The sequence below is a fragment of the Kribbella sp. NPDC055110 genome, assembly GCF_053607525.1.
This window is the reverse complement of sequence record NZ_JBSGTS010000003.1, coordinates 353,055-373,006: the sequence shown is the minus strand read 5'-3', so window position 1 is coordinate 373,006 and position 19,952 is coordinate 353,055. Positions and strand designations below refer to the sequence as shown.

The following is a 19,952-nucleotide window of genomic DNA, read 5'->3' as shown; positions in this document are numbered from 1 at the left end:
GTCCCTCGTGCTGGCATTCAGCGACCGCCACAGTATCGGCAACGAACAGGTCAGCCTCGGCGACCCTCGACAGGTAGGGTCGATCAGGTGACTGCTGCCACTACCCCGAACAGCCCGATCGACCAGCTCGCCGAGCGGCACCTCGAGCAGGAGATCGCGCTCGACCCGATCCTGGCCACCGAACTGGGTGTCGCCGGCCACGACCACGAGCTGCCGGACTTCACGCCGGCCGGGTTCGAGGCGCGGATCGCGCTGACCCGGAAGTCGCTCGCCGAGGCCGGTGCGATCGCGCCGGCGAGCCCGCGTGAGGAGGTCGCCAAGGACGCCTTCGTGGAGCGGCTCGGCCTGGAAGCCGAGCGCTACGAGGCCGGCGTACCGCAGCACCAGCTGAACGCGATCTCCTCGGTGCCGGCGGCGTTGCGGCAGGTGTTCGACCTGATGCCGACCGGCTCCGAGCAGGACTGGGAGATCGTCGCCATCCGGCTGAACCAGATCGGTACGGCGCTCGACGGGTACCGCGAGACGCTGCTCGAGCAGGCCGATCAGGGCCGGATCTCGGCGGTGCGCCAGGTGACCGGGTTGGCCGGGCGGATCGCCAGCTGGACCGGTGCCGAGGGCGACGACTTCTTCGCCGGGCTCGCAGCGCAGGCGCCCGACAGCGCGGTGAAGCCGACTGTCGAGGCGGCCGCCGCCGCGGCGCGAAAGGCGTTCGACCAGTTCGGATCGTGGCTGACGGCCGACCTCGCGCCGCGGGCGCCGGAGCGGGACGCGTGCGGCCGGGAGGTGTACGAGTTGGCCTCGCGCAGCTTCCTCGGCGCCGCGATCGATCTCGAGGAGACGTACGCCTGGGGCTGGGCGGAGCTCGCCCGGATCGAGTCGGCGATGCAGGACATCGCGGCCGGGCTGAACGGCGGCGACCGCGGGATCGAGGCGACCGCCGCGCTGCTGGACAACGACCCGGCGCGGACGATCCGCGGCAAGGACGCCTTCCGGGACTGGATGCAGCAGCTGTCCGACGCGGCCGTCACCGAGCTGGGCGGCACGCACTTCGACATCGCCGACGAGATCCGCACGCTGGAGTGCATGATCGCGCCGACCTCGGACGGCTCCATCTACTACACGCAGCCGAGCGAGGACCTGACCACCCGGCCCGGCCGGATGTGGTGGGCGGTCCCGAACGGCGTCGAGAACTTCGCCACCTGGCGCGAGGTCACCACGGTCTACCACGAGGGCGTGCCCGGGCATCACCTCCAGGTCGCCCAGACGATGCTGCGCACCGACCTGCTGAACCGCTGGCAGCGGATCGCTTGCTGGGTCTCGGGTCACGGCGAAGGCTGGGCGCTGTACGCCGAACGGTTGATGGAGGAGCTCGGCTACCTCGAGGACGCGGGTGCGCGGTTCGGCATGCTGGACGCGCAAGGTTTCCGCGCCGCGCGGGTGATCGTGGACATCGGTATGCATCTGGAGTTGGAGGTGCCGCGGGACAACCCGTTCGGCTGGCGGCCGGGGGAGCGGTGGAACGCCGACCTCGGGTTCGAGTTCCTCCGGGCGCACTGCCGGATGGAGACCGAGTTCCTGCAGGCGGAGCTGAACCGCTATCTCGGGTGGCCCGGCCAGGCGCCGGCGTACAAGGTCGGGGAACGGATCTGGCTGCAGGCGCGGGAAGAGGCCAAGCAGCGCAAGGGATCCGCGTTCGACCTGCGGACGTTCCACTCCGACGCGCTGAACCTCGGGTCGATCGGCCTCGACCCGTTGCGCCGGGCGCTGGCGAAGCTGTGAGTACCCGGTTCGTCCTCGCGTCGGCGTCCCCGGCGCGGCTGAAGACGTTGCGTGCCGCGGGGATCGAGCCGGAGGTGATCGTCTCCGGCGTCGACGAGGACAACGTCACCGCGGAGAACCCTGGCGAGCTCGCCCGTCTGCTTGCCACGTTGAAGGCACGCGCCGTGGTCGCGAACCTGACCGATCACGCGACGGTCCTCGGGTGCGACTCGGTTCTGGAGGTCGACGGGGTCGCGTACGGCAAGCCTGGCACGCCCGAGGTCGCCCGCGAGCGCTGGCGGATGATGCGCGGGCGTACCGGCGTACTGCACACCGGTCATTGCCTGTTCGACACGTCCTCCAAGCAGGAGCTGCGGGAGTTGGCGTCGACGGTGGTCCAGTTCGCCGACCTCACGGACGAGGAGATCGACGCGTACGTCGAGACGGGCGAGCCGCTCGTGGTGGCCGGATCGTTCACCGTCGACGGACTCGGCGGCCCGTTCGTCACGGCGATCGAGGGCGACTATCACAACGTCGTCGGGCTCTCGCTGCCGTTGCTGCGCCGGATGCTGATCGAGGTCGACATCACCTGGCCCGAGCTGTGGCGGTCCCAGAAACCCTTCACGTACGACGAATCCGTCGCCTCGACGTACGACGAGACGCGCGGCGGACCGGCCCGCGCCGAAGCGGCCGCGCGTGCTGTCGACTCGCTGCTCCCAAAGGACGGACGAGTGCTCGAGCTAGCGGTCGGTACCGGCATCGTGGGTGCGGAGCTGGTTGCCCTCGGCAACCTGGTGCACGGGTTCGATCTATCCGCGGCGATGCTGCAACGTGCACGCTTCCGGCTGCCGGGGCACGTCGCGGCGGCGGACGCGGCGCGATTGCCGGTAGCCGATCGCCGGTGCGACGCGGTCGTGGCGGTTTGGCTGCTGCACCTGCTCGACGACAGCGAACCGGTGATCGCCGAGGTCGCGCGGGTCCTGCGTACCGACGGCGTCTTCGTCACCACCACCGAGAAGACCGACGCCAGCCGCTACGCCGACGGCCGCGCCCCCAACGAGACCCGCTCCCAGGACGCCCTCGCCCACCTGGTCGCGGTCGCGTCCCGGCACGGCCTGGTACTCGACGGCGCGACGACGTTCCCCGGCCCGATCCGCACCACCGGCGAAGCGCCGACGTACCCCCTGATCCGCTTCCGCCGTAGCTGACCGCGCCGCCCCCGGCCCTGTCCGCCGCGCACTTTGTGCACCAGATCCGTGCGTTGGTCGCCGCGGCGTACGGACGTGGTGCACAAGGTGGTGATGACAGAGCTGGCAGCGGGTCGCTGTGTCATGATCGCGTGCATGCGGTTCGAGGAGTTCTACGTGGTGCGATCCGAGGTCGTGAGTGATGCTGAGGACGTAGTGGCTTTCAAGGCCGGCGTCGAGCGGTTGCGCGGCTTGGCTGCGACGGTGCAGGACGATCCGGCGAAAGCCCAGCGGTACCTGGAGGCCACCGAGCGCATGCTGCTGGAGGTGACCGCGCCGCACAGCGAGACGGTCGACCTCGCGTTCGAGGCGATGCTGCGCGCGAGGCGCCTCCCCGCCGGTACACCGGCCGAGCAGCGCGCCCACGTCGAGGCCGGGATCCACGAGGTCGCCAGGATCGCGGCCGCCGCGCCGACCGACGCCGAGCGAGCTGCCGCGCTCGACCTGAACGCGACTCTGCTGGGAGTGCTGGAGCGGATCGAGCGGCAATGATGCGCCGCGACCCGGCCAGTGAGGTTCCGGGCTTCGACGGCCTGTGGGATCGCCTCGCGGCCGAGGTGATGCGCAGCCACCAGGCCGAAGCGACACTCTGGAACGGCCGGATCGACTACGTGCCGTCCGAGTACGAGCTGGACGTCCGGGGCCGGGCGACCGAGGACGGACGGCTGCTGCTCAGCCGTCCACTGGTGGTGGAACCACTGCGACGCCTGTACGCCGAAGGCCCGGCCGCACTGTCCGACCCGAAGTTCGCGCAGGAGTGCCGGCGCGCGATCAAGACCGCCGTACACGAGCTCGGGCACCTGACCGCCCCGGCCGGCTGGACGATGGCGGACCGGATCAGCGACCTGGACCGCGACGAGCAGGATCCCGCCGAGGAGGGCTTCATCGAGGCGCTCACGCAGCAGGAGCTGCCCGGAATCATCGAGCGGGTTCTGCCGCCCGAGCTGGCCGTGCCGCTGGCGCGCGCGATCGCCGCCGCCCCCGAGCCGGTGTTGCCGTCCTATCCCGGGTGGACGATCGCGGCCGGCACGTTCGCCGCCGAGCTGTCGGCCGAGTTCGAGGGACTGCGCGCCATCGACGTACTGCGGACCGGCGCGCGCGAATCGGCCTCCCGCCGGGCGGATGCGCTGGCCGGGTTGATGATCAGCCGGACCCGGCTGCCTGAGCTGTTGAAGGATCCGGAGCGTGCGGCCGCCTTCCGCAACGAGCTCGCCGGCGCCATCGGTGCGGGCTTCGCGGGACTTTCCGACGTACCGACGGCCCGGACGGCCGGGATGCAGCGCGGCGAACGGATCGCGGCCCGCGCGATCGAGAAGGTCTGCACCGGCGAGCAGTTCTACACCCAGATGGCGGACTTCGGCGGTCTCACGTTCGACCAGGGGATCGCGCCCGCAGCGGGAGCGGTCGGTTCCAGGCCGACGCCGGATCAGGAGAAGCCGGGCAGCGGGTCGGGCGGACCTGGCCTCGGGAACGGTAAGGACGGCCCCGGCGGGCGAGGCGGACGGTGACGCGGGATCCGAGGGCTAGGGTTCGCTGCGTGGATGAGTACATCAACGGGGTTCGGGTCGTGCGGCACCCTGAGGCGCAGCGGCATACCGATGTCACCTTGACCTTTGCCGTCGGGAGCCGCGACGAGACGCTGCGCACCATCGGGGTCGCGCACGCCCTCGAGCATCTGGTGATGTACGCCGTCCGTGACCTGCCGATCGAGATGAACGCAGAGGTCGACCTGCTGACGACGACCTTCGTGGCGTCGGGGTCATCGGCGCGCGTGGGTGAGTTCCTGGATCGCCTGTGTCGCGCGCTCGCCGCGCCGCCGGTCGACCGGCTCGACCTGGAAGCGCGCGTGCTGACCGCGGAGGAGGGCAATGTCGTGCATCCGGTCGTGGCCTTGCTCCTGTACGTCCGGTACGGCGCTCGCGGTCCCGGACTCGCTTGGCTGGAAGGGCCCGGGTACGACGGGCTGACGCCGGAGCACGTGCTCTCGTTCGCGAACGAGTGGTTCGTCCCGGCGAACGCGGTGCTGCAGGTGACCGGCACGCTCCCCGAGGGTCTCGAGCTCGCGTTGCCGAGCGGTCCGGCTCCGGCTCGGGTGCTGCCGGCTGCGCGGTCCTTCGACGGGCCGGTCGTGGTCGGGCACGGCATTCCCGCGTCCGGCGTACTGCTGACCCTGCCGCCGGACGACGACGTACGCCTGTCGACGCTCACGATCATGACGCTGCGGCAGCGGATCGAGGAGAAGTGCCGTTTCGTCGGCGGACACAGCTACGAGATCGGTGTCGACCTCGTCGCCGGGCCGGACGGGTGGAGCGACTGGATCGTGTACGCCGAGGCGCGCGAAGGCAGCGAGGACGCGGTGTCCCGCGCGGTCGTCGAGGCCCTGACCGACCTCGCGGAGAACGGGCCGACGCCGGCCGAGCTGGCGCACCAGATCGCGCGCGCCGAGGAGAACCTGGCCGCCGACGATCCCGACGTACGGCGAGCCTTCAGCAACGCGATGAGCCGGATCATCGGCGAGCCCGAGTTGCCGCTGGTGGACGCGACGCGGCTCGCGGCGGTGCAGTCGTCGGATATCGCCGCCGTACTCAAGACCGCGTTGTCAGGCGCGATCGGGTACGGCGACGAGCACGCCCTGGAGGTGTGGCAGGCGGCCGGGTTCACGCTCGCGTCCGCGTGCCCGGTGATCGCCGAACTGCCGGCCGGGCGCACCTTCAAGCCGCCGCTGACCGCGCGGGCGTTCGTCAAGGAGGCCCGCTCGATGTTGTGGGTCCGCACCGACGACGCGATCGTCCTGCGCGACTACGACGGCATCCACCAGATCCGGTGGGACGAGGTCGCCGGCGTCATGCGCAGCCCTGACGGCATCACCTTGGTGTTCGGCGCCAACGGCTGCACGATCCCCGTCGACCCCGACATGTTCCGCGGCGCCACCGCGGTCCTCGAGGAACTGACCAGCCGCGTCCCGGCCGAGCTCTGGTTCGACGAGTCGAAGCTCGTCAGCGACGACTAGGGATGGGCTGAGGCGCGCCACTGGCCGGGGCCGGGGCGCAACGGGGTGCGGGCATTGCGCCAGTAGGTGGCCCAGTTTCCGGCTCGGTCCGGGTCGGGGGCCGGAGCGGGTACGGCGGCGCGCGCGGCGACCACCGCGACCAGCGCGGCGAGCTCTTCGGGCGTCGGGTTGCCCTTAGCAATCTTGATGGTGGTCACAGTGGAATGTTCCCGTGCTTCTTCGGGGGCAGGGTGTCGCGTTTGGTGCGGAGCAGGCGGAGGGCGCGGATGATCTCGGCGCGGGTCTCGCTCGGTTTGATGACGGCGTCGATATAGCCGCGTTCGGCCGCGATGTACGGGTTCGCCAGGTGGTCCTCGTACTCGGTGATCAGCTCCTGGCGGCGGGACTCGACGTCCTCGGCCGCGGCGAGTTCGCGGCGGTGCAGGATGTTGACCGCGCCCTGAGCACCCATCACCGCGATCTGCGCGGTCGGCCAGGCGATGTTCATGTCGGCGCCGAGGTGCTTGGAGCCCATCACGTCGTACGCGCCGCCGTACGCCTTCCGGGTGATCACGGTGATCATCGGGACGGTCGCCTCGGCGTACGCGTAGATCAGCTTGGCGCCGCGGCGGATGATGCCGTTCCACTCCTGGTCGGTGCCGGGCAGGAAACCCGGTACGTCGACGAACGTCAGGATCGGCACGTTGAACGCGTCGCAGGTCCGGACGAACCGGGCCGCCTTCTCGGAGGCGTCGATGTCGAGGGTGCCGGCGAACTGCATCGGCTGGTTCGCGACCACGCCGACCGGGCGGCCCTCGACCCGGCCGAAGCCGACGACGATGTTCGGCGCGAACAGCGTCTGCACCTCGAGGAAGTCGCCGTCGTCGACGACCGCCTCGATCGCGGTGTGCATGTCGTACGGCTGGTTCGGCGAGTCGGGTACGAGCGTGTCGAGCGCGAGGTCCGTCTCGGTGGGCTCGAGATCGGCCGGGGCGTCGTACACCGGCGGGTCCTCGAGGTTGTTCTGCGGGAGGTGACCGACCAGGGCCTTCACCCACTCGATCGCGTCCTCCTCGTCGGACCCGAGGTAGTGCGCGTTGCCGGACTTGGTGTTGTGCGTCCGGGCGCCGCCGAGCTCCTCCTGCGAGACGTCCTCGCCGGTGACGGTCTTGATCACGTCCGGGCCGGTGATGAACATGTACGACGACTCGTCGACCATCACGGTGAAGTCGGTGACCGCGGGCGAGTACACCGCGCCGCCGGCACACGGGCCCATGATCAGCGAGATCTGCGGGATCACCCCGGACGCGCGGACGTTGCGCCGGAAGATCTCGCCGTACAGGCCGAGACTCACCACGCCTTCCTGGATCCGGGCGCCGCCGGAGTCGTTGATGCCGATCAGCGGGCAGCCGATCTTCATCGCCAGGTCCATCACCTTGACGATCTTCTCGCCGAAGACCTCACCGAGCGAACCGCCGAAGACCGTGAAGTCCTGCGCGAACACGCACACCTGACGGCCGTCGATGGTGCCGAACCCGGTCACCACGCCGTCGCCGTACGGGCGGTTCGCGTCCAGCCCGAAGCTCGTCGAGCGGTGCCGCGCGAACTCGTCCAGCTCGGAGAAGGAGCCCTCGTCCAGCAGCAGCGTGATCCGCTCACGCGCGGTCTTCTTACCGCGGGCGTGCTGCTTCTCCACCGCACGCTCCGACCCGGCGTGGACGGCGTCGTCGAGCCGCTGCTCGAGGTCCGCGATCTTCCCGGCGGTGGTGTGGATGTTCACGGTCTCTCCCATGAACGGGCAGCCTACGCGCCAGTACGCCGTACCGCCTGTGACGTCGCTCGCAAGCGGCGAACTGAACCGGTCCGGCGGTAGGTTCCGCACGTGGCTGACGCGAATGTCGACAAGCTCGTCCAGAAGGTCAACCAGCTCGTCGTGCTGGACAGTGTCGAGGGCGTGTCCTCGCTCCGGCGCGGGCAGACGCTCAAGCTGAGCAAGGGGCATGAGGAGATGATCCAACCGCTCGCCGACAACCTGGACCTCCCGGGACGGCTCGCGACCTCGCTCCATTCGATCTCCGGCACCCAAGGGCGATGGTACGACCGGCGGGAGGACGCCCGCGCCGGGCTGACCGAACTGGTCGCGCTGTGTGCGGCCGCACTCGAACCGGACCCGTCGTTGCCGCCGGCTACCGACACCGCGGCCCGGGACCGGTTGGCGAGAGGTGTCACCCGGGCGTACGCCGCCAACGCGACACCCCGACTGGTCGCGGACCTGTTCGACAACGGGCAGCAGGACGACCTCGGGCGGTTCGCACCGCCGCAGCTCGAGGGGGACATCGCGGCCGCGCGGGCGATGGCCGTCGCGATCGGGGCGCGGACCGCCACCGGCGAAGACGCGGTGCTGAAGCGACTCGTTGCCGCGGGCCACGGTGGGGCGGCGCACGAGGCGGCCGCGATGCTGCTGGAGGTGCGCATCGACTATGCGCGACTGCCGGAGGGGCAGCAGGCGAGGATTCATCGGCAGCTGACCAGAACCATCGAGGCAGGGTTCGGTGACCGGAACCTGGAGCGCGCCGCGGAGCGGGAACTGACCCAGGTGGTGGAGTACCGGACCAGGGATATCGCCGGAGGCGTCGACCCGATCGACGCGGCGGGCGGGATCGCGCGCGACGAGGTGGCCAAGCTGGAAGCAGACCTGCAGAAGATCGGCTACTGGGAGCAGCCCGCGGAGTCGCGACTGCCGGGCCTGCCGGCCGAGCGTCCGCAGTCGCGGGACGACCTGCTGCAGCGCGTTCACGGGACGGTCGGCGAGCTGACCGGCACGCAGGTGTCGCCGTGGAACGGTGAAAATGCCCCGTGGCCGGACATGACGACCCGGACCACCCAGTCGCTCGACGGGACGCTCTTCCTCAGCCAAGACGCTCGGAGCGAGCTGCACCAACTGACGAGGCACGGGGCGAGCGAGCTGACGCCCGAGCAGGTCCGTGGTGCGCGTGAGGCGCTCCTGGAGGTGGCAGCGGAGTACGCGCTGATGGCCGGGCAGACTCGGGAGGAGGGCCTGCTCGCCAGGATGACCGAGAAGGAGTTCACGCCGGCCGAGCGGGCGGTCAGTGCCGAGTTCGCGGCGCAGAACTTCAACGAGGTCGTCGTACGGACGTTGCCGCCGGAGCTGGCTGCCCAGGTGATGACGCCCGAGCCGCCGCATGCCGATACCAGGGACGGCCAGGTCGTACGTGGCTTTGCGAACGCTGTCGACAACGTGAAGGGCCTGGACGCCGAGCCGAGCGAGTCCCTGCGCCGGATGGCGGGCAGCGCCGACTTCGGAACCACTGCGGGCGAGTTGCTGGTCGCCGATTCAGGGCTCGCGGAGTCCGCGCGGCCGGACGCCGTACGCGCGATTGCCGAGACGGTCGACCGCGGCTTCGCGGACCTGCCACCCACCGCCACCGCGAGCCAGGCGCTGATGCACGGCCACGAACTCGGGCGCAAGGCGTACGCCCACACGCTCGCTCCCGACTCGCCCGCCCGGTTCGCCGTCGACACCGCGTTGACCCGCCCGAACACCGCTACTACGGCGAGCACGCCCACGACGACCGCGAAGACCATCCAAGGCAACTCGAGCCCAGCCCGCGACCGCTAGGCATCTACAGAGGGTCGGAGGTGCTCCGGCATCCGGCGAAAGATCTCGCGCAACGCGATCTCTCGTACACCCCCGATGAGTCGATGCCGGAGCTCCCGCTCCGACGTCCGGTCGACCAGTCGGGCGAGCTCACTGGCGTCCAGGGCGGTGAGGCCGTCGGACTCGAGCCACCCGGCACTGCCTCGCGCGGCCATCGACCACCCCCGCGGCAGTTCCTACCGGACCGTAGGAATTTCCTACGATGCGATAGCTTTGTCAAGTGGTCGAGCACGCTGAGAGACGCCGGCGCGCGCCGCACCTCGGTCCGGAGCGCCGCCGTCCGCTCGTTCTGGACGCCGCGCTCGAGGTGTTCTCCGCGAAGGGGTACGCCGGTACGACGATGCAGTCGGTCGCGGACGCAGCCGGGGTGACCAAACCGGTCGTCTACGACTGCTTCGCGAACCGCGACGAGCTGCTGCTGGCCCTGCTCGCCCGCGAGGAGCAGCACCTGGTCGTCTCGATCGTCGCCGCGCTGCCCGCGGACCCGAGCGTCGGCACCCCGGAGGAGCACGTCCTCGAGGGTGCGACCGCGTTCCTCACCGCCGTCGCCAAGCAGCCGCAGTCGTGGCGGATCGTCTTCGGCGCGCAGTACGGCGCTGCGCCCGTCGTCGCCGAGCGCGTCCTCGCCGCCCGCGCGTTCCTGGTCGAGAGCCTGCGCCTGACGCTGGTGCAGTCCCTGCCCGGCGTCACCGACCCGGACGCGAACCTGCCGGTCCTGGCCGAGCTGCTCGCCTCGATGATCGAGGCCTGCGCCCGCATGCTGGTGGCCGACGGCACCGACAGGAGCCCGGCCGAGCTGGCGAAAACCGTCTCCCAGGTCGTCGGCGGCGGCTTCGGCAACATCTGAGCCGTCGCCACGATAGGTTCCCCGGACGATGGCCGGATCCGACGGCCGCTGCGACGAGGAGGGCCATGCCTTCGGCATCTCACGAACTGCTCGGCGACACCGATCCGCGCGAGCACGGACCTGGATGGCGGTACGTCGTCGTGCCGTTGACTGCCCGTGGGACGAAGCTCGGCGCGCTGGTCGGCTCGGACACCCGGATCGCTCAAGCGGTGCCGCCGGACCCGTTCGTGGTGAACCCCGACCGGGTCGGCGTACGAGAGCCGTGGGATGCCGACCGCGATCGGCACCTGTCGCACAAGCCGGTGCTGATCGACGAGAGTCATCCGCCGGTGCACGGCGGGCTGATCATCGCGATGCCGCCGGAGCGCATCCACCTGTCGTGGACGTCCGAAGGTCCCGTCACCGGTGACCAGCTGCTGGCGGAAGGGCATCGTACGGGTTCACCGGTGCCGCTCAACACCACCTTCGGCGCCGGCGTGCAGATCGCCGGCGTGGTCGTTCCGCAGCGCGCGGACGGCGCCGGCCCGGTGAGCGCCTGGGACGCGGAGTGGCTCACGGAGTTCGCGGCAGCGCGCGAGCTTCCGGTGATCGAGACCGCCGCGGCGGAGCCGTCCGGTCAGCAGGCCCGGCTCGGTCCGGACGGATGGCAGGCGGAGATCCCGGCCGGAATCTCCGCGGAAGGCGGCGTGTACCCGTTGTCCGCCGACGGAGACTTCCGGTCGGTCGAAACGGAGTACGACCTCGGCCTCCTGATGTATCCGCAGCACCTGGGCAAGGCGTTGGAAGACCTCAGTACGGCGGGCGTCGCCGACGACGAGCTGCGCGCGCTGGCAGCCGGCTACGAGCGGACCATCGATCGCAACGAAGCCCCGCGGGTGTCGATGGATGCAGATCAGGCCGTCCAGCTTTCTGTCCGGGACGACACCGTGCCGGAGTACGGCTACGGCCGGTACGAGCAGGAGACCGTGGTATCGGCCGAGGGCGCCTTCACCCGGCGGGTCCACGACGAGCGGTACGGCGAGATCGCCGAGGCGACGCACCCGGAGCTGACCCGGCGGGTCGTCGAGGGAGCCAAGGAGCACCGCCCAGAACTGGCTCCGCAGCTCGATGCGCTGTACGAACAGGCCCGGACCCCGAATGCGATCCGTTGGGCGCATGAGCAGCGGATGGGTGGCCGGATCTCGGACGGCGTACGGCAGGAGGCGGATGCGTGGGCCGGGCAGCCGATCGACTGGCAGGTGGTCCAGCATCAGGCCGAACGGGCTACCGCCCAGGACTGGGCGCGGGTGGCCGAGTCCGCCGCTGCGTCGGGCCAGTCGGTGACGCTGATCACCAGCGAGGACATCCGTCAGTACCAGCCCGCCAAGACCCAGCCGGAACGCGGCGGCCGGGCGGAGTGAAAATACTGTGAAGTAGCTGACTGCGTAGTAACAATTGGCGGTCACGATCGGCTTCCAGTGGTTGGACTCTGCAGCGTGGATGGGCGTCCGCCGATAGGGTGGGCGAACGTGAGCGAGACCGGAAGTGAGACCCGTACCCGCGCGCGGTTCGAGGTGCCTGAGGAACTCAGGGCCGACGTCCGCCTGCTCGGCGAGATCCTTGGCAAGGTTCTGGTCGAGTACGCCGGTCAGCCGCTGCTCGACGACGTCGAGCAGCTGCGCGAGCTGACCATCGCCGGTGACGGCGCCGGGGCCGAGCAGTTGGTCGCGTCCTGGCCGCACGAGCGCGCCGAGGACGTCGCCCGTGCGTTCGCCTGCTACTTCCACCTGACGAACCTGAGCGAAGAGCTGCACCGGGCCCGGGTCCTGCGGGAGCGCGACCGCGCCGGCAGCGAGGCCGTGGTGTCCGAGTTGGCCCAGGCGGTGGAGCAGATCACCCGCGACACCGGCGAGCAGCAGGCCCGCGCACTGCTGAACGGCCTGGAGTTCCGGCCCGTGCTGACCGCACACCCGACGGAGGCCCGGCGTCGCGCCGTACTGGCCACGATCCGGCGGATCACCTCGCTGCTGGACGAGCGCCACGACCCGCGCGCCGGTGACAGCGACCTGGCGGAGAACCGTCGCCGCCTGGTCGAGCAGGTCGACATCCTCTGGCGTACGTCGCAACTCCGCACCAGCCGCCCCTCGCCGCTGGACGAGGTGCGCTCGGCGATGGCGGTGTTCGAGGAGACCCTGTTCGACGTCGTCCCCAACGTGTACCGGCGGCTGGACGACGCGCTGGCCGGTGACGAGGCCGGGACGCGGACGCCTGTGGTGGCGCCGTTCGTCCACCTGGGCTCGTGGATCGGCGGCGACCGCGACGGCAACCCGAACGTGACCGCGGCGATCACCCGGGAGGCAATGCAGATCCAGGCCGACCACGTCCTCCGGGCGCTCGAGCAGGCCACCGAGACGCTCGGCCGCGCGCTGACTCTGGACGCAGCGACCACACCGCCGTCGGCACCCGTACGCCGGCTCCTCGAAGACGCCCGCGCGGTCAACCCGGACCTGATCACCGACCTCGAGACCCGCTCGCCGGCCGAGCCGCACCGGCAGCTGCTGCTGCTCGCTGCGCGCCGGCTGGCCGCGACCCGCGCCCGCGACGCCGACTTCGGGTACCCGCGGGCCGCTGACTTCCTGCACGAGCTCAAGGTCCTGCAGGACTCGCTGGTGACCGCTGGTGCACCACGCCAGGCGTACGGCTCGCTGCAGGAGCTCATCTGGCAGGTGAACTCGTTCGGCTTCCACCTGGCCGAGCTGGAGGTCCGCCAGCACTCCTCTGTGCACGCCAAGGCGCTGGAGGAAGTGCTCAGCGATGGCGACCTGTCCGACCAGACGGAGGAGGTACTCGCCACACTCCGGGTGATCGGTCAGATCCAGCAGCGCTTCGGTCCCGAGGCCTGCCGCCGGTACGTCGTCTCGTTCACCCGCAACGCCGGCGACCTGGCCGCTGTGTACGAGCTGGCCGACGCGGCGCTCGACGGGCGTCCGATCGAGCTGGACGTCGTACCGCTGTTCGAGACCGGTGAGGACCTGCAGAACTCCGTGGAGGTGCTGGACAACGCGATCCAGCTCACCAGGGTCCGGCACCGGCTCACTGCGAACGACCGGCGCTTCGAGGTCATGCTCGGGTACTCCGACTCCGCGAAGGACGTCGGACCGGTGTCGGCGACACTGGCGTTGTACGACGCGCAGGCGCGGATCACCGCGTGGGCGCAGCGCAACGCGATCCGGCTGACACTGTTCCACGGCCGCGGTGGCGCGCTGGGGCGTGGCGGTGGTCCGGCGAACCGCGCCGTACTGGCGCAGGCTCCTGGATCGGTGGGTGGGCGGTTCAAGCTGACCGAGCAGGGCGAGGCGATTCCGGCCCGGTACGGGAACTCGGCGATCGCTCAGCGGCACATCGAGCAGGTGACTGCGGCAACACTGCTGGCGTCGACACCGGCGGTGGAGGAGCGGGCACTGGTCGCAGCTGAGCGGTTCGCTGTCGTCGAGAAGACGCTCGATGAGGCAGCGCGTACGGCGTACCACCGGCTGGTGAAGGCGGACGGCTTCGCGGAGTGGTTCAGCACCGTGACGCCGCTGGAGGAGCTGGGCCAGTTGCCCCTCGGCTCGCGACCTGCTCGGCGTGGTGTCGCGGTGTCGTCGCTGGAGGACCTGCGGGCGATCCCGTGGGTGTTCGCGTGGTCGCAGGCCCGTGTGAACGCCCCTGGTTGGTACGGCCTCGGTACGGCGCTCGCTGCGGTCGGGGACGTCGACCTGCTGCGGGACGCGAACCATAACTGGCCGCTGTTCCAGGTGATGCTGGAGAACGCGGAGATGTCGCTGGCCAAGACGGACCGGCGCATCCTCGGCCGCTACCTGGAGCTGGGCGACCGGCCGGAGCTGACGCAGCAGATGCTGGACGAGCATGCGCTCACCACCGAGTGGGTGCTCAAGGTGCTCGACCAGGAGCGCCTGCTGCAAGGACGCCGAGTGCTGGGCCGTGCGGTCGAGCTACGCAACCCGTACGTCGACGCGCTCAGCTACCTGCAGCTGCGGGCACTGCGGACGCTGCGCACCGATGACTCACTTGACGAGGCTCAGATCGTCCGCACTCGACGGCTGCTGTTGCTGACCGTTTCGGGCGTCGCTGCCGGTCTGCAGAACACCGGATGAGCTTCAACGACCTGGAGCGGCCCCCGCTGGATGAGCAGTTCCTGCGGGGGCGGCTGGTGCGTCCCGGTGCGCTGTGGACGCAGATCGACGTACTCACGGAGACACCGTCGACGAACGCTGTTGTGGCAGCTGCGGCTGCAGCTGGTCAGCCAGAGGGGCTTGTTGTTGCTGCGGAGTACCAGTCGTCCGGTCGCGGGCGCCTGGGACGTACGTGGACCACACCGCCGCGCTCTGCCCTGCTGATGTCGGCCCTGCTACGGCCGACCACGGTAGAGGCGTCGCGGTGGCCCTGGCTGGGGTTGCTGGTCCCGCTGGCAGTGGCCGCGGCCGTGCGGCAGGTCGGTGAGATTCCGGCGCAGGTGAAGTGGCCGAACGACGTACTGGTCGAGAACCGCAAGCTCGCCGGCATCCTGCTGGAGCGCGTCGAGGGCCCCGCCGCCGTCATCGGCATCGGCCTGAACGTGACGCTGCGCTCGGATGAGAAGCCGCACGAGGCCGCAACGTCGCTAGCGCTGGAGAAGGCGGCCACGACTGACCGAGCCACCGTCATGGCGGCAGTACTGCGTGAGCTCGCCTCTCGCTACCAGTCCTGGGTGAACGCCAACGGCGACGCGGAGGTGGTTCTCCCGGAGTACCGCGAACTGTCGGCGACCCTGGGTCAGGCAGTGCGTGTGGAGCTCCCCGACGGCACCTTCCTCGAAGGCACAGCGCGTGACCTCGCCGACGACGGTCGCCTGATCGTAGACACCCCCGACGGCGTACGACCGCTCGCCGCCGGGGACGTCACCCACCTGCGAACTAGTGCGTAAAGAGCTTGGCTGCGGTGATCAGGGTCTGGACGATCCCGTATCCGAGGAGTACGGCGACCAGTAGCCAGGAGATCACCAGGCGCGGGGTCTGGTTCATTGTGCGGCCTCCACCGTGGACTCGGACTTCTCGTGGAATCGCTCGGAGACCGAGCGGATCAGCAGGTTCGCGACGAACCCGACGGCCAGCACGCCGACCATCGTGAACAGCGCCGGCCGGTACGCCGACGCGGTCAGCGTGCCCGGTTTGCCCTCGCGGTCCAGGAACCCGTTGATGATCAGCGGCCCGGCGATCCCGGCCGCCGACCACGCGGTCAGCAGCCGGCCGTGGATCGCGCCGACCTGATAGGTGCCGAACAGATCCCGCAGGTACGCCGGAACGGTCGCGAACCCGCCGCCGTAGAACGAGATGATGACCGCGGCCAGCAGCACGAAGACCACTGTGCTGGTGTGCCCGACGGTCGCCAGCAGCGCGTACGCGACGATCCCGACGCCGAGGTACATCGCGTAGATCGGCTTCCGCCCGATCACGTCGGACGTCGAGGACCAGCCGAACCGGCCGGCCATGTTGAAGATCGACAGCAGACCGACGAACCCGGCCGCCGCGGCGACCGCGACGCTCGATTTACCGCCGTCGCCGCGGAAGAAGTCCTGGATCATCGGACTGGCCTGCTCGAGGATGCCGATGCCCGCGGTCACGTTGCAGAACAGCACGACCCACAGGAACCAGAACTGCGGCGTCTTGATCGCGTTCGCCGCGGAGACGTTCGCGGTGGTGACGAGCGCCTTCTGCTGCACGGTCTTGGGGTCGAAACCCTCCGGCGTCCAGCCGTCGGCGGGGACGCGGATGTTGAACACGCCGAACATCATGATGATGAAGTAGCCGACGCCCAGGGTGACGAACAGCCCGACGAGGGCGCCGCCGCCCGCTACCGACGTACTGACGTTCGGGTCGTACTTGGAGTCGTACAGCCCGAGCAGTTGGCGGGACAGCGGGCTGGCGACCAGTGCGCCGCCGCCGAATCCCATGATCGCCAGGCCGGTCGCGAGCCCCGGGCGGTCCGGGAACCACTTGATCAGCGTGGACACCGGCGAGATGTAGCCGATCCCGAGACCGATACCGCCGATCACGCCGTACCCGAGATAGAGCAGCCAGAGCTGCCCGGTGCCGATGCCGAGGGCGCCGACCAGGAACCCGGTCGCCCAGAAACAGGCGGCGACGAACATCGCCTTCCGCGGGCCGTTGCGTTCGACCCAGGTGCCGCCGACGGCGGCCGACAGGCCGAGCATCACGATCGCGATGCTGAACACCACACCGACCGCGGTCAGGCTACTGCCGAAGTGCTTCACCATCGACGTCTTGTAGACGCTGGTCGCGTACGCCTGGCCGATGCACAGGTGAACGGCGAGTGCAGCCGGCGGGATCAGCCAGCGGCTGTAGCCCGGCGGTGCGACGGTGTGCTCCCGGTCGAGAATCGACAAGACTGCCATCACGGCTCCCTCTCATCCCCCAGCTGATAACCCCTCGCGCATCCTGGCTCACTGTATGCATTTTGTGAGTGTTAAACCTCTTCCCTTCCCCATCGGGAGTGGCGGTCGCCCGATCGGGTACGAACCGACGAGGGGCTCGGTCGTGTCGGGAGGGGACAAGGGAACCCGGTACCTGTGAGACTGGGGCCATGGCGATCTCGGCGAAGTTGTTGGGTGAGGACGAGTACGTCGTCGTCAGCACCCGGACGCACTGGAAGGCGCTGATCGGGCCGGTCTTCCTCCTGCTGGTGGTGGCGGCCCTGGGCGGCTTCCTGGCCGCGATCGTGCCGTCCGGGTCGCTGCAGACCCCCGCTCGGATCGCGATCCTCGCGGTCGGCGTGGTGGTCGTCGCGACCTTCGCGCTGAAACCGTTCCTGAACTGGTTCTTCTCGACGTACACGATCACCAACCGGCGGCTGATCACCCGGCACGGCATCCTCACCCGGACCGGCCGGGACATCCCGCTGATGCGGATCAACGACGTGTCCTACGAGCACGGCCTGGTGGACCGCATCCTCGGCTGCGGCACCCTGCACATCGAGTCCGCCGGCGAACGCGGTCAGGTCGTACTCCCCGACGTACCGCACGTCGAACACGTCCACCTGCAGATGTCCGACCTCCTCTTCGGCGGCCCCGAAGGCAAACCCGGCGACGGAATCCTCGAAAACGAACAACCCCCCGAACACATGCGCCGCCGCCCCCAGCAGCAGCCTCCGAGCGACGACGGCGGCACGATCTTCAGCTCAGACGACCGCTAGAAGACCTCCAGGCTGACCGGTGCGATCGGCCAGTTGAAGGCGGCTGTCGCGCGGTTGAGTGCGCCGGGCGTGTGCTCGGTGACTCGGCCTGTCGGTGCGAACTCGGTGAGGGGGCGGCCGCCGAGGTAGGTCGCGCCTAGCGCGGCGATCGAGAGGGTGAGGTCGGCGGGGGCGTCGGTGCGTTCGCAGTTGACCGACGACTCGTCGGCGGTCAGGTGGAAGCGGCCGGTGTTCGCCTCGATCAGGTCGTCGGTCACGTCGAGGACGACGTCGACCGGTACGGCGTACTGCCGCTGCTGGAGTGCTCGCGGTACGTCGGTCACGCGCAGCCACAGCGATTCGCCGAGGCGGCGCTCCAGGGCGGTCGGGTACGTGACGAGTTGCTGGAGCGGCTCGTCCAAGGCGGCGTACTCGTAGGTGAGCTTCGCGCTCAGGTCCATTGTCAGCAGGTGCTGCCAGAGTGCCTTGTACGCCGGGAGTTCCAGTGCGACCAGCTCTTCGACGGACACCTCGTTCGCCGGGCCGGTCGGGCCCCAGCTCAGCTTGCCCCACCAGAGCGCGTACCCGTCGATGCTTCCGGTCTCGTCGCGGTGAACCAGAATCCGGCGCTCGGTCCGCCCGCCCCGATTGTCCGGCTTGTCCTGCAGGCGGGCCTGCCACCGCAGGTCGGACCGCCCGGACACCCCGGGTCGTTGCGTCTGCAGCCTGTGCAGGATCGCCGGCAGCTCCTTGAGTGCCTCGTCCGCGGTCAGTAGACCGAGCTCACCCGGACGGATCCGGTCGTTTGGTGGACCAACACGGTGCAGGTCGACGGTGTACTCCAGGCCCCACGCGGCCGGGGCGTACCCGAACCGCCCGTAGATCGCCGGCTCGCTCGCCCACAGGACGGCGATCGCCTCCGGCACCTCGCGCAACTGCCGCCCGATCAGCTGGGACATCACCCCGCGCCGGCGATGCGTAGGCTGCACGCCGACGCCGGTCACATGCGCAGCGTCCACCACGGCACCAGGCACCGACAACTCCCTCGTCAACGCCCTGGTCGTTCCGATGACCTGTCCACCGTCGGTCGCCACCAACGCCCGCTCCGGCTCGAACAGCTGCTCCCAGAGCTCGTCCGGCTTCGGGTCGAACATCATCGCCCCACCGAACACCGCCTGCACCGCGCCGTACTCGCCCGCCTGCGCCGCCCGCACCTGGATCTCGCTCATCCCCGCATCTTCACACGCCCCACCGACAACCGCCGCCCGTTTAGGACCATCAAGGTAGATAGAAGGGGGTGGACCAATGATCAAACCACTCGCAACAACGGCGGCGGCCCTACTCGCCGCCGCAGTCCTGGTTCCCGCTGGTACAGCGTCCGCCACATCAGCGGACAACTGCGGCACGTCGGCTTCGTCGGTCACCGCGGCAGGTGACCACAACAACATCGGCATCCTGTCCACCAGGCCGCCCACGGCGACCGGCCAAGCCCTCGGGCGTGGAGCGTTCGCGGCGGGCCGGGTGAAGGTGATGGCCTCGATGTCGGTCCTCATCGACCAGGGCCCTGACGGCTCTCAATACTCCGTGTACGGCTACGTCGTCATCGGCGACGCGCTCTACCAGGCGGTGTACGACGCGCACGGCGACGGGATCGTCGACAACCCTCCGGCGATCTTACGGCGGATCGGTGGCGGCTGGGGGAACTTCACGACGGTGGAGGAGGCCGAGTACCAAGGTCCGACCGAGGGGGGTGTCTCGCGCTGGAACGTCTACGGCCTGCGCAGTGACGGCGTGCTCTTCCGGTGGAGCGTCAGCAGCAAGGGCGTCTGGCGCAGTACCGGGTCCACGCCTGGCTTCAGCTCGGTGAAGTCGATGGCCCTGGTCAGCAAGTCGGCGACCTACGACACCTTTGTCGCGAACACCCGTGGCGGTGCGCTCTACACGATCCACATTCCGACCGGCTCACCGATGAAGCCGGTGGTGAAGCAGGTCCGCAGCCGCACCTGGCAGGGCTTCGAAACCTTGGTCGCACAGAAATGCGGTGTCTACGGCACCATCCTGCTCGGCATCGACAAGGACACCGACTCGGCCTACCTGTATGCCGTCGGGCGCTTCACCGGGACCAGCACGGTGATCCAGTCGCTGGGCAAGGTCCCCGCAACCTTTGCCGACAACGTCTACGCCCGGCTGAAGGACCCGGGCGCGCCCTTGAACGGCGAGTGA

Annotated in this window: 17 protein-coding genes; 12 read left to right on the top strand and 5 right to left on the bottom strand. The window is 69.7% G+C overall.

From position 1 onward, the window contains the following. Positions 1–87: 87 nt before the first annotated feature. The 5 genes from ACWF0M_RS07730 (at position 88) to ACWF0M_RS07710 (ending at position 6,015) form a co-directional block, all read left to right on the top strand. Complete coding sequence (locus ACWF0M_RS07730; RefSeq protein WP_452234831.1) at positions 88–1,779, top strand: DUF885 domain-containing protein; 1,692 nt, start codon at positions 88–90, stop codon at positions 1,777–1,779. Beyond that, on the top strand, positions 1,776–2,966 hold the full coding sequence (locus ACWF0M_RS07725; protein WP_452234830.1) for a Maf family nucleotide pyrophosphatase: 1,191 nt from the start codon (positions 1,776–1,778) through the stop codon (positions 2,964–2,966). The genes ACWF0M_RS07730 and ACWF0M_RS07725 overlap by 4 nt, the downstream gene beginning before the upstream one ends. A gap of 135 nt (positions 2,967–3,101) precedes the next feature. After that, positions 3,102–3,497, top strand: a complete 396-nt coding sequence (locus tag ACWF0M_RS07720; RefSeq protein ID WP_452234829.1) for a hypothetical protein — start codon at positions 3,102–3,104, stop codon at positions 3,495–3,497. Beyond that, positions 3,494–4,513 (top strand): hypothetical protein, encoded by a 1,020-nt coding sequence (locus ACWF0M_RS07715; RefSeq protein WP_452234828.1) that lies wholly within the window; start codon positions 3,494–3,496, stop codon positions 4,511–4,513. Before ACWF0M_RS07720 ends, ACWF0M_RS07715 begins: the two co-directional genes overlap by 4 nt. Positions 4,514–4,542: 29 nt before the next feature. Next, positions 4,543–6,015: a M16 family metallopeptidase gene (locus ACWF0M_RS07710; RefSeq protein ID WP_452234827.1), complete on the top strand. Its 1,473-nt coding sequence runs from the start codon at positions 4,543–4,545 to the stop codon at positions 6,013–6,015. On the opposite strand, the gene ACWF0M_RS07705 is transcribed toward ACWF0M_RS07710, so the two are convergent. Together ACWF0M_RS07705 and ACWF0M_RS07700 are read right to left on the bottom strand one after the other, a co-directional pair. Next, entirely contained in the window at positions 6,012–6,212 is a 201-nt protein-coding gene (locus ACWF0M_RS07705; protein WP_452234826.1) for an acyl-CoA carboxylase epsilon subunit, read from the bottom strand. The two genes, ACWF0M_RS07710 and ACWF0M_RS07705, sit on opposite strands and share 4 nt — an antisense overlap. After that, a complete protein-coding gene (locus ACWF0M_RS07700; RefSeq protein WP_452234825.1) occupies positions 6,209–7,786 on the bottom strand; it encodes an acyl-CoA carboxylase subunit beta in 1,578 nt (525 codons plus the stop codon). Before ACWF0M_RS07700 ends, ACWF0M_RS07705 begins: the two co-directional genes overlap by 4 nt. 90 nt (positions 7,787–7,876) lie before the next feature. Here ACWF0M_RS07700 and ACWF0M_RS07695 point away from each other — a divergent pair, with 90 nt between their 5' ends. The 5 genes from ACWF0M_RS07695 (at position 7,877) to ACWF0M_RS07675 (ending at position 15,465) form a co-directional block, all read left to right on the top strand. Beyond that, positions 7,877–9,634: a hypothetical protein gene (locus ACWF0M_RS07695; protein WP_452234824.1), complete on the top strand. Its 1,758-nt coding sequence runs from the start codon at positions 7,877–7,879 to the stop codon at positions 9,632–9,634. A 259-nt stretch (positions 9,635–9,893) separates the two neighbouring features. Beyond that, positions 9,894–10,520, top strand: coding sequence for a TetR/AcrR family transcriptional regulator (locus ACWF0M_RS07690; protein ID WP_452234823.1), 627 nt, complete (start codon positions 9,894–9,896; stop codon positions 10,518–10,520). Positions 10,521–10,585: 65 nt separating this feature from the next. Further along, a complete protein-coding gene (locus ACWF0M_RS07685; RefSeq protein WP_452234822.1) occupies positions 10,586–11,920 on the top strand; it encodes a hypothetical protein in 1,335 nt (444 codons plus the stop codon). A gap of 108 nt (positions 11,921–12,028) precedes the next feature. Continuing rightward, on the top strand, positions 12,029–14,656 hold the full coding sequence (locus tag ACWF0M_RS07680; RefSeq protein WP_452234821.1) for a phosphoenolpyruvate carboxylase: 2,628 nt from the start codon (positions 12,029–12,031) through the stop codon (positions 14,654–14,656). Continuing rightward, entirely contained in the window at positions 14,653–15,465 is an 813-nt protein-coding gene (locus ACWF0M_RS07675; RefSeq protein WP_452234820.1) for a biotin--[acetyl-CoA-carboxylase] ligase, read from the top strand. The genes ACWF0M_RS07680 and ACWF0M_RS07675 overlap by 4 nt, the downstream gene beginning before the upstream one ends. Here ACWF0M_RS07675 and ACWF0M_RS07670 read toward each other — a convergent pair. After that, complete coding sequence (locus ACWF0M_RS07670; RefSeq protein ID WP_452234819.1) at positions 15,455–15,562, bottom strand: MFS transporter small subunit; 108 nt, start codon at positions 15,560–15,562, stop codon at positions 15,455–15,457. The two genes, ACWF0M_RS07675 and ACWF0M_RS07670, sit on opposite strands and share 11 nt — an antisense overlap. After that, on the bottom strand, positions 15,559–16,953 hold the full coding sequence (locus ACWF0M_RS07665) for an OFA family MFS transporter (RefSeq protein ID WP_452234818.1): 1,395 nt from the start codon (positions 16,951–16,953) through the stop codon (positions 15,559–15,561). Before ACWF0M_RS07665 ends, ACWF0M_RS07670 begins: the two co-directional genes overlap by 4 nt. A gap of 188 nt (positions 16,954–17,141) precedes the next feature. Here ACWF0M_RS07665 and ACWF0M_RS07660 point away from each other — a divergent pair, with 188 nt between their 5' ends. Continuing rightward, positions 17,142–17,750 carry a PH domain-containing protein gene (locus tag ACWF0M_RS07660; RefSeq protein WP_452234817.1) on the top strand — a complete coding sequence of 203 codons (609 nt, stop codon included), beginning with the start codon at positions 17,142–17,144 and terminating at the stop codon, positions 17,748–17,750. Here ACWF0M_RS07660 and ACWF0M_RS07655 read toward each other — a convergent pair. After that, positions 17,747–18,958 carry a GNAT family N-acetyltransferase gene (locus ACWF0M_RS07655; RefSeq protein WP_452234816.1) on the bottom strand — a complete coding sequence of 404 codons (1,212 nt, stop codon included), beginning with the start codon at positions 18,956–18,958 and terminating at the stop codon, positions 17,747–17,749. The genes ACWF0M_RS07660 and ACWF0M_RS07655 overlap by 4 nt on opposite strands. Before the next feature lie 76 nt (positions 18,959–19,034). Between ACWF0M_RS07655 and ACWF0M_RS07650 the strand changes: the two genes are divergently transcribed. Then, on the top strand, positions 19,035–19,952 hold the full coding sequence (locus ACWF0M_RS07650; protein WP_452234815.1) for a hypothetical protein: 918 nt from the start codon (positions 19,035–19,037) through the stop codon (positions 19,950–19,952).

Excerpts from the sequence above, each read along its gene's own strand:
- ACWF0M_RS07720 (WP_452234829.1), top strand. The coding sequence starts at position 3,102 with ATGCGGTTCGAGGAGTTCTACGTGGTGCGATCCGAGGTCGTGAGTGAT.
- ACWF0M_RS07715 (WP_452234828.1), top strand. The coding sequence starts at position 3,494 with ATGATGCGCCGCGACCCGGCCAGTGAGGTTCCGGGCTTCGACGGCCTG.
- ACWF0M_RS07700 (WP_452234825.1), bottom strand. The coding sequence starts at position 7,786 with ATGGGAGAGACCGTGAACATCCACACCACCGCCGGGAAGATCGCGGAC.
- ACWF0M_RS07685 (WP_452234822.1), top strand. The coding sequence starts at position 10,586 with ATGCCTTCGGCATCTCACGAACTGCTCGGCGACACCGATCCGCGCGAG.
- ACWF0M_RS07675 (WP_452234820.1), top strand. The coding sequence starts at position 14,653 with ATGAGCTTCAACGACCTGGAGCGGCCCCCGCTGGATGAGCAGTTCCTG.
- ACWF0M_RS07670 (WP_452234819.1), bottom strand. The coding sequence starts at position 15,562 with ATGAACCAGACCCCGCGCCTGGTGATCTCCTGGCTACTGGTCGCCGTA.
- ACWF0M_RS07665 (WP_452234818.1), bottom strand. The coding sequence starts at position 16,953 with ATGGCAGTCTTGTCGATTCTCGACCGGGAGCACACCGTCGCACCGCCG.
- ACWF0M_RS07660 (WP_452234817.1), top strand. The coding sequence starts at position 17,142 with ATGGCGATCTCGGCGAAGTTGTTGGGTGAGGACGAGTACGTCGTCGTC.
- ACWF0M_RS07655 (WP_452234816.1), bottom strand. The coding sequence starts at position 18,958 with ATGAGCGAGATCCAGGTGCGGGCGGCGCAGGCGGGCGAGTACGGCGCG.
- ACWF0M_RS07650 (WP_452234815.1), top strand. The coding sequence starts at position 19,035 with ATGATCAAACCACTCGCAACAACGGCGGCGGCCCTACTCGCCGCCGCA.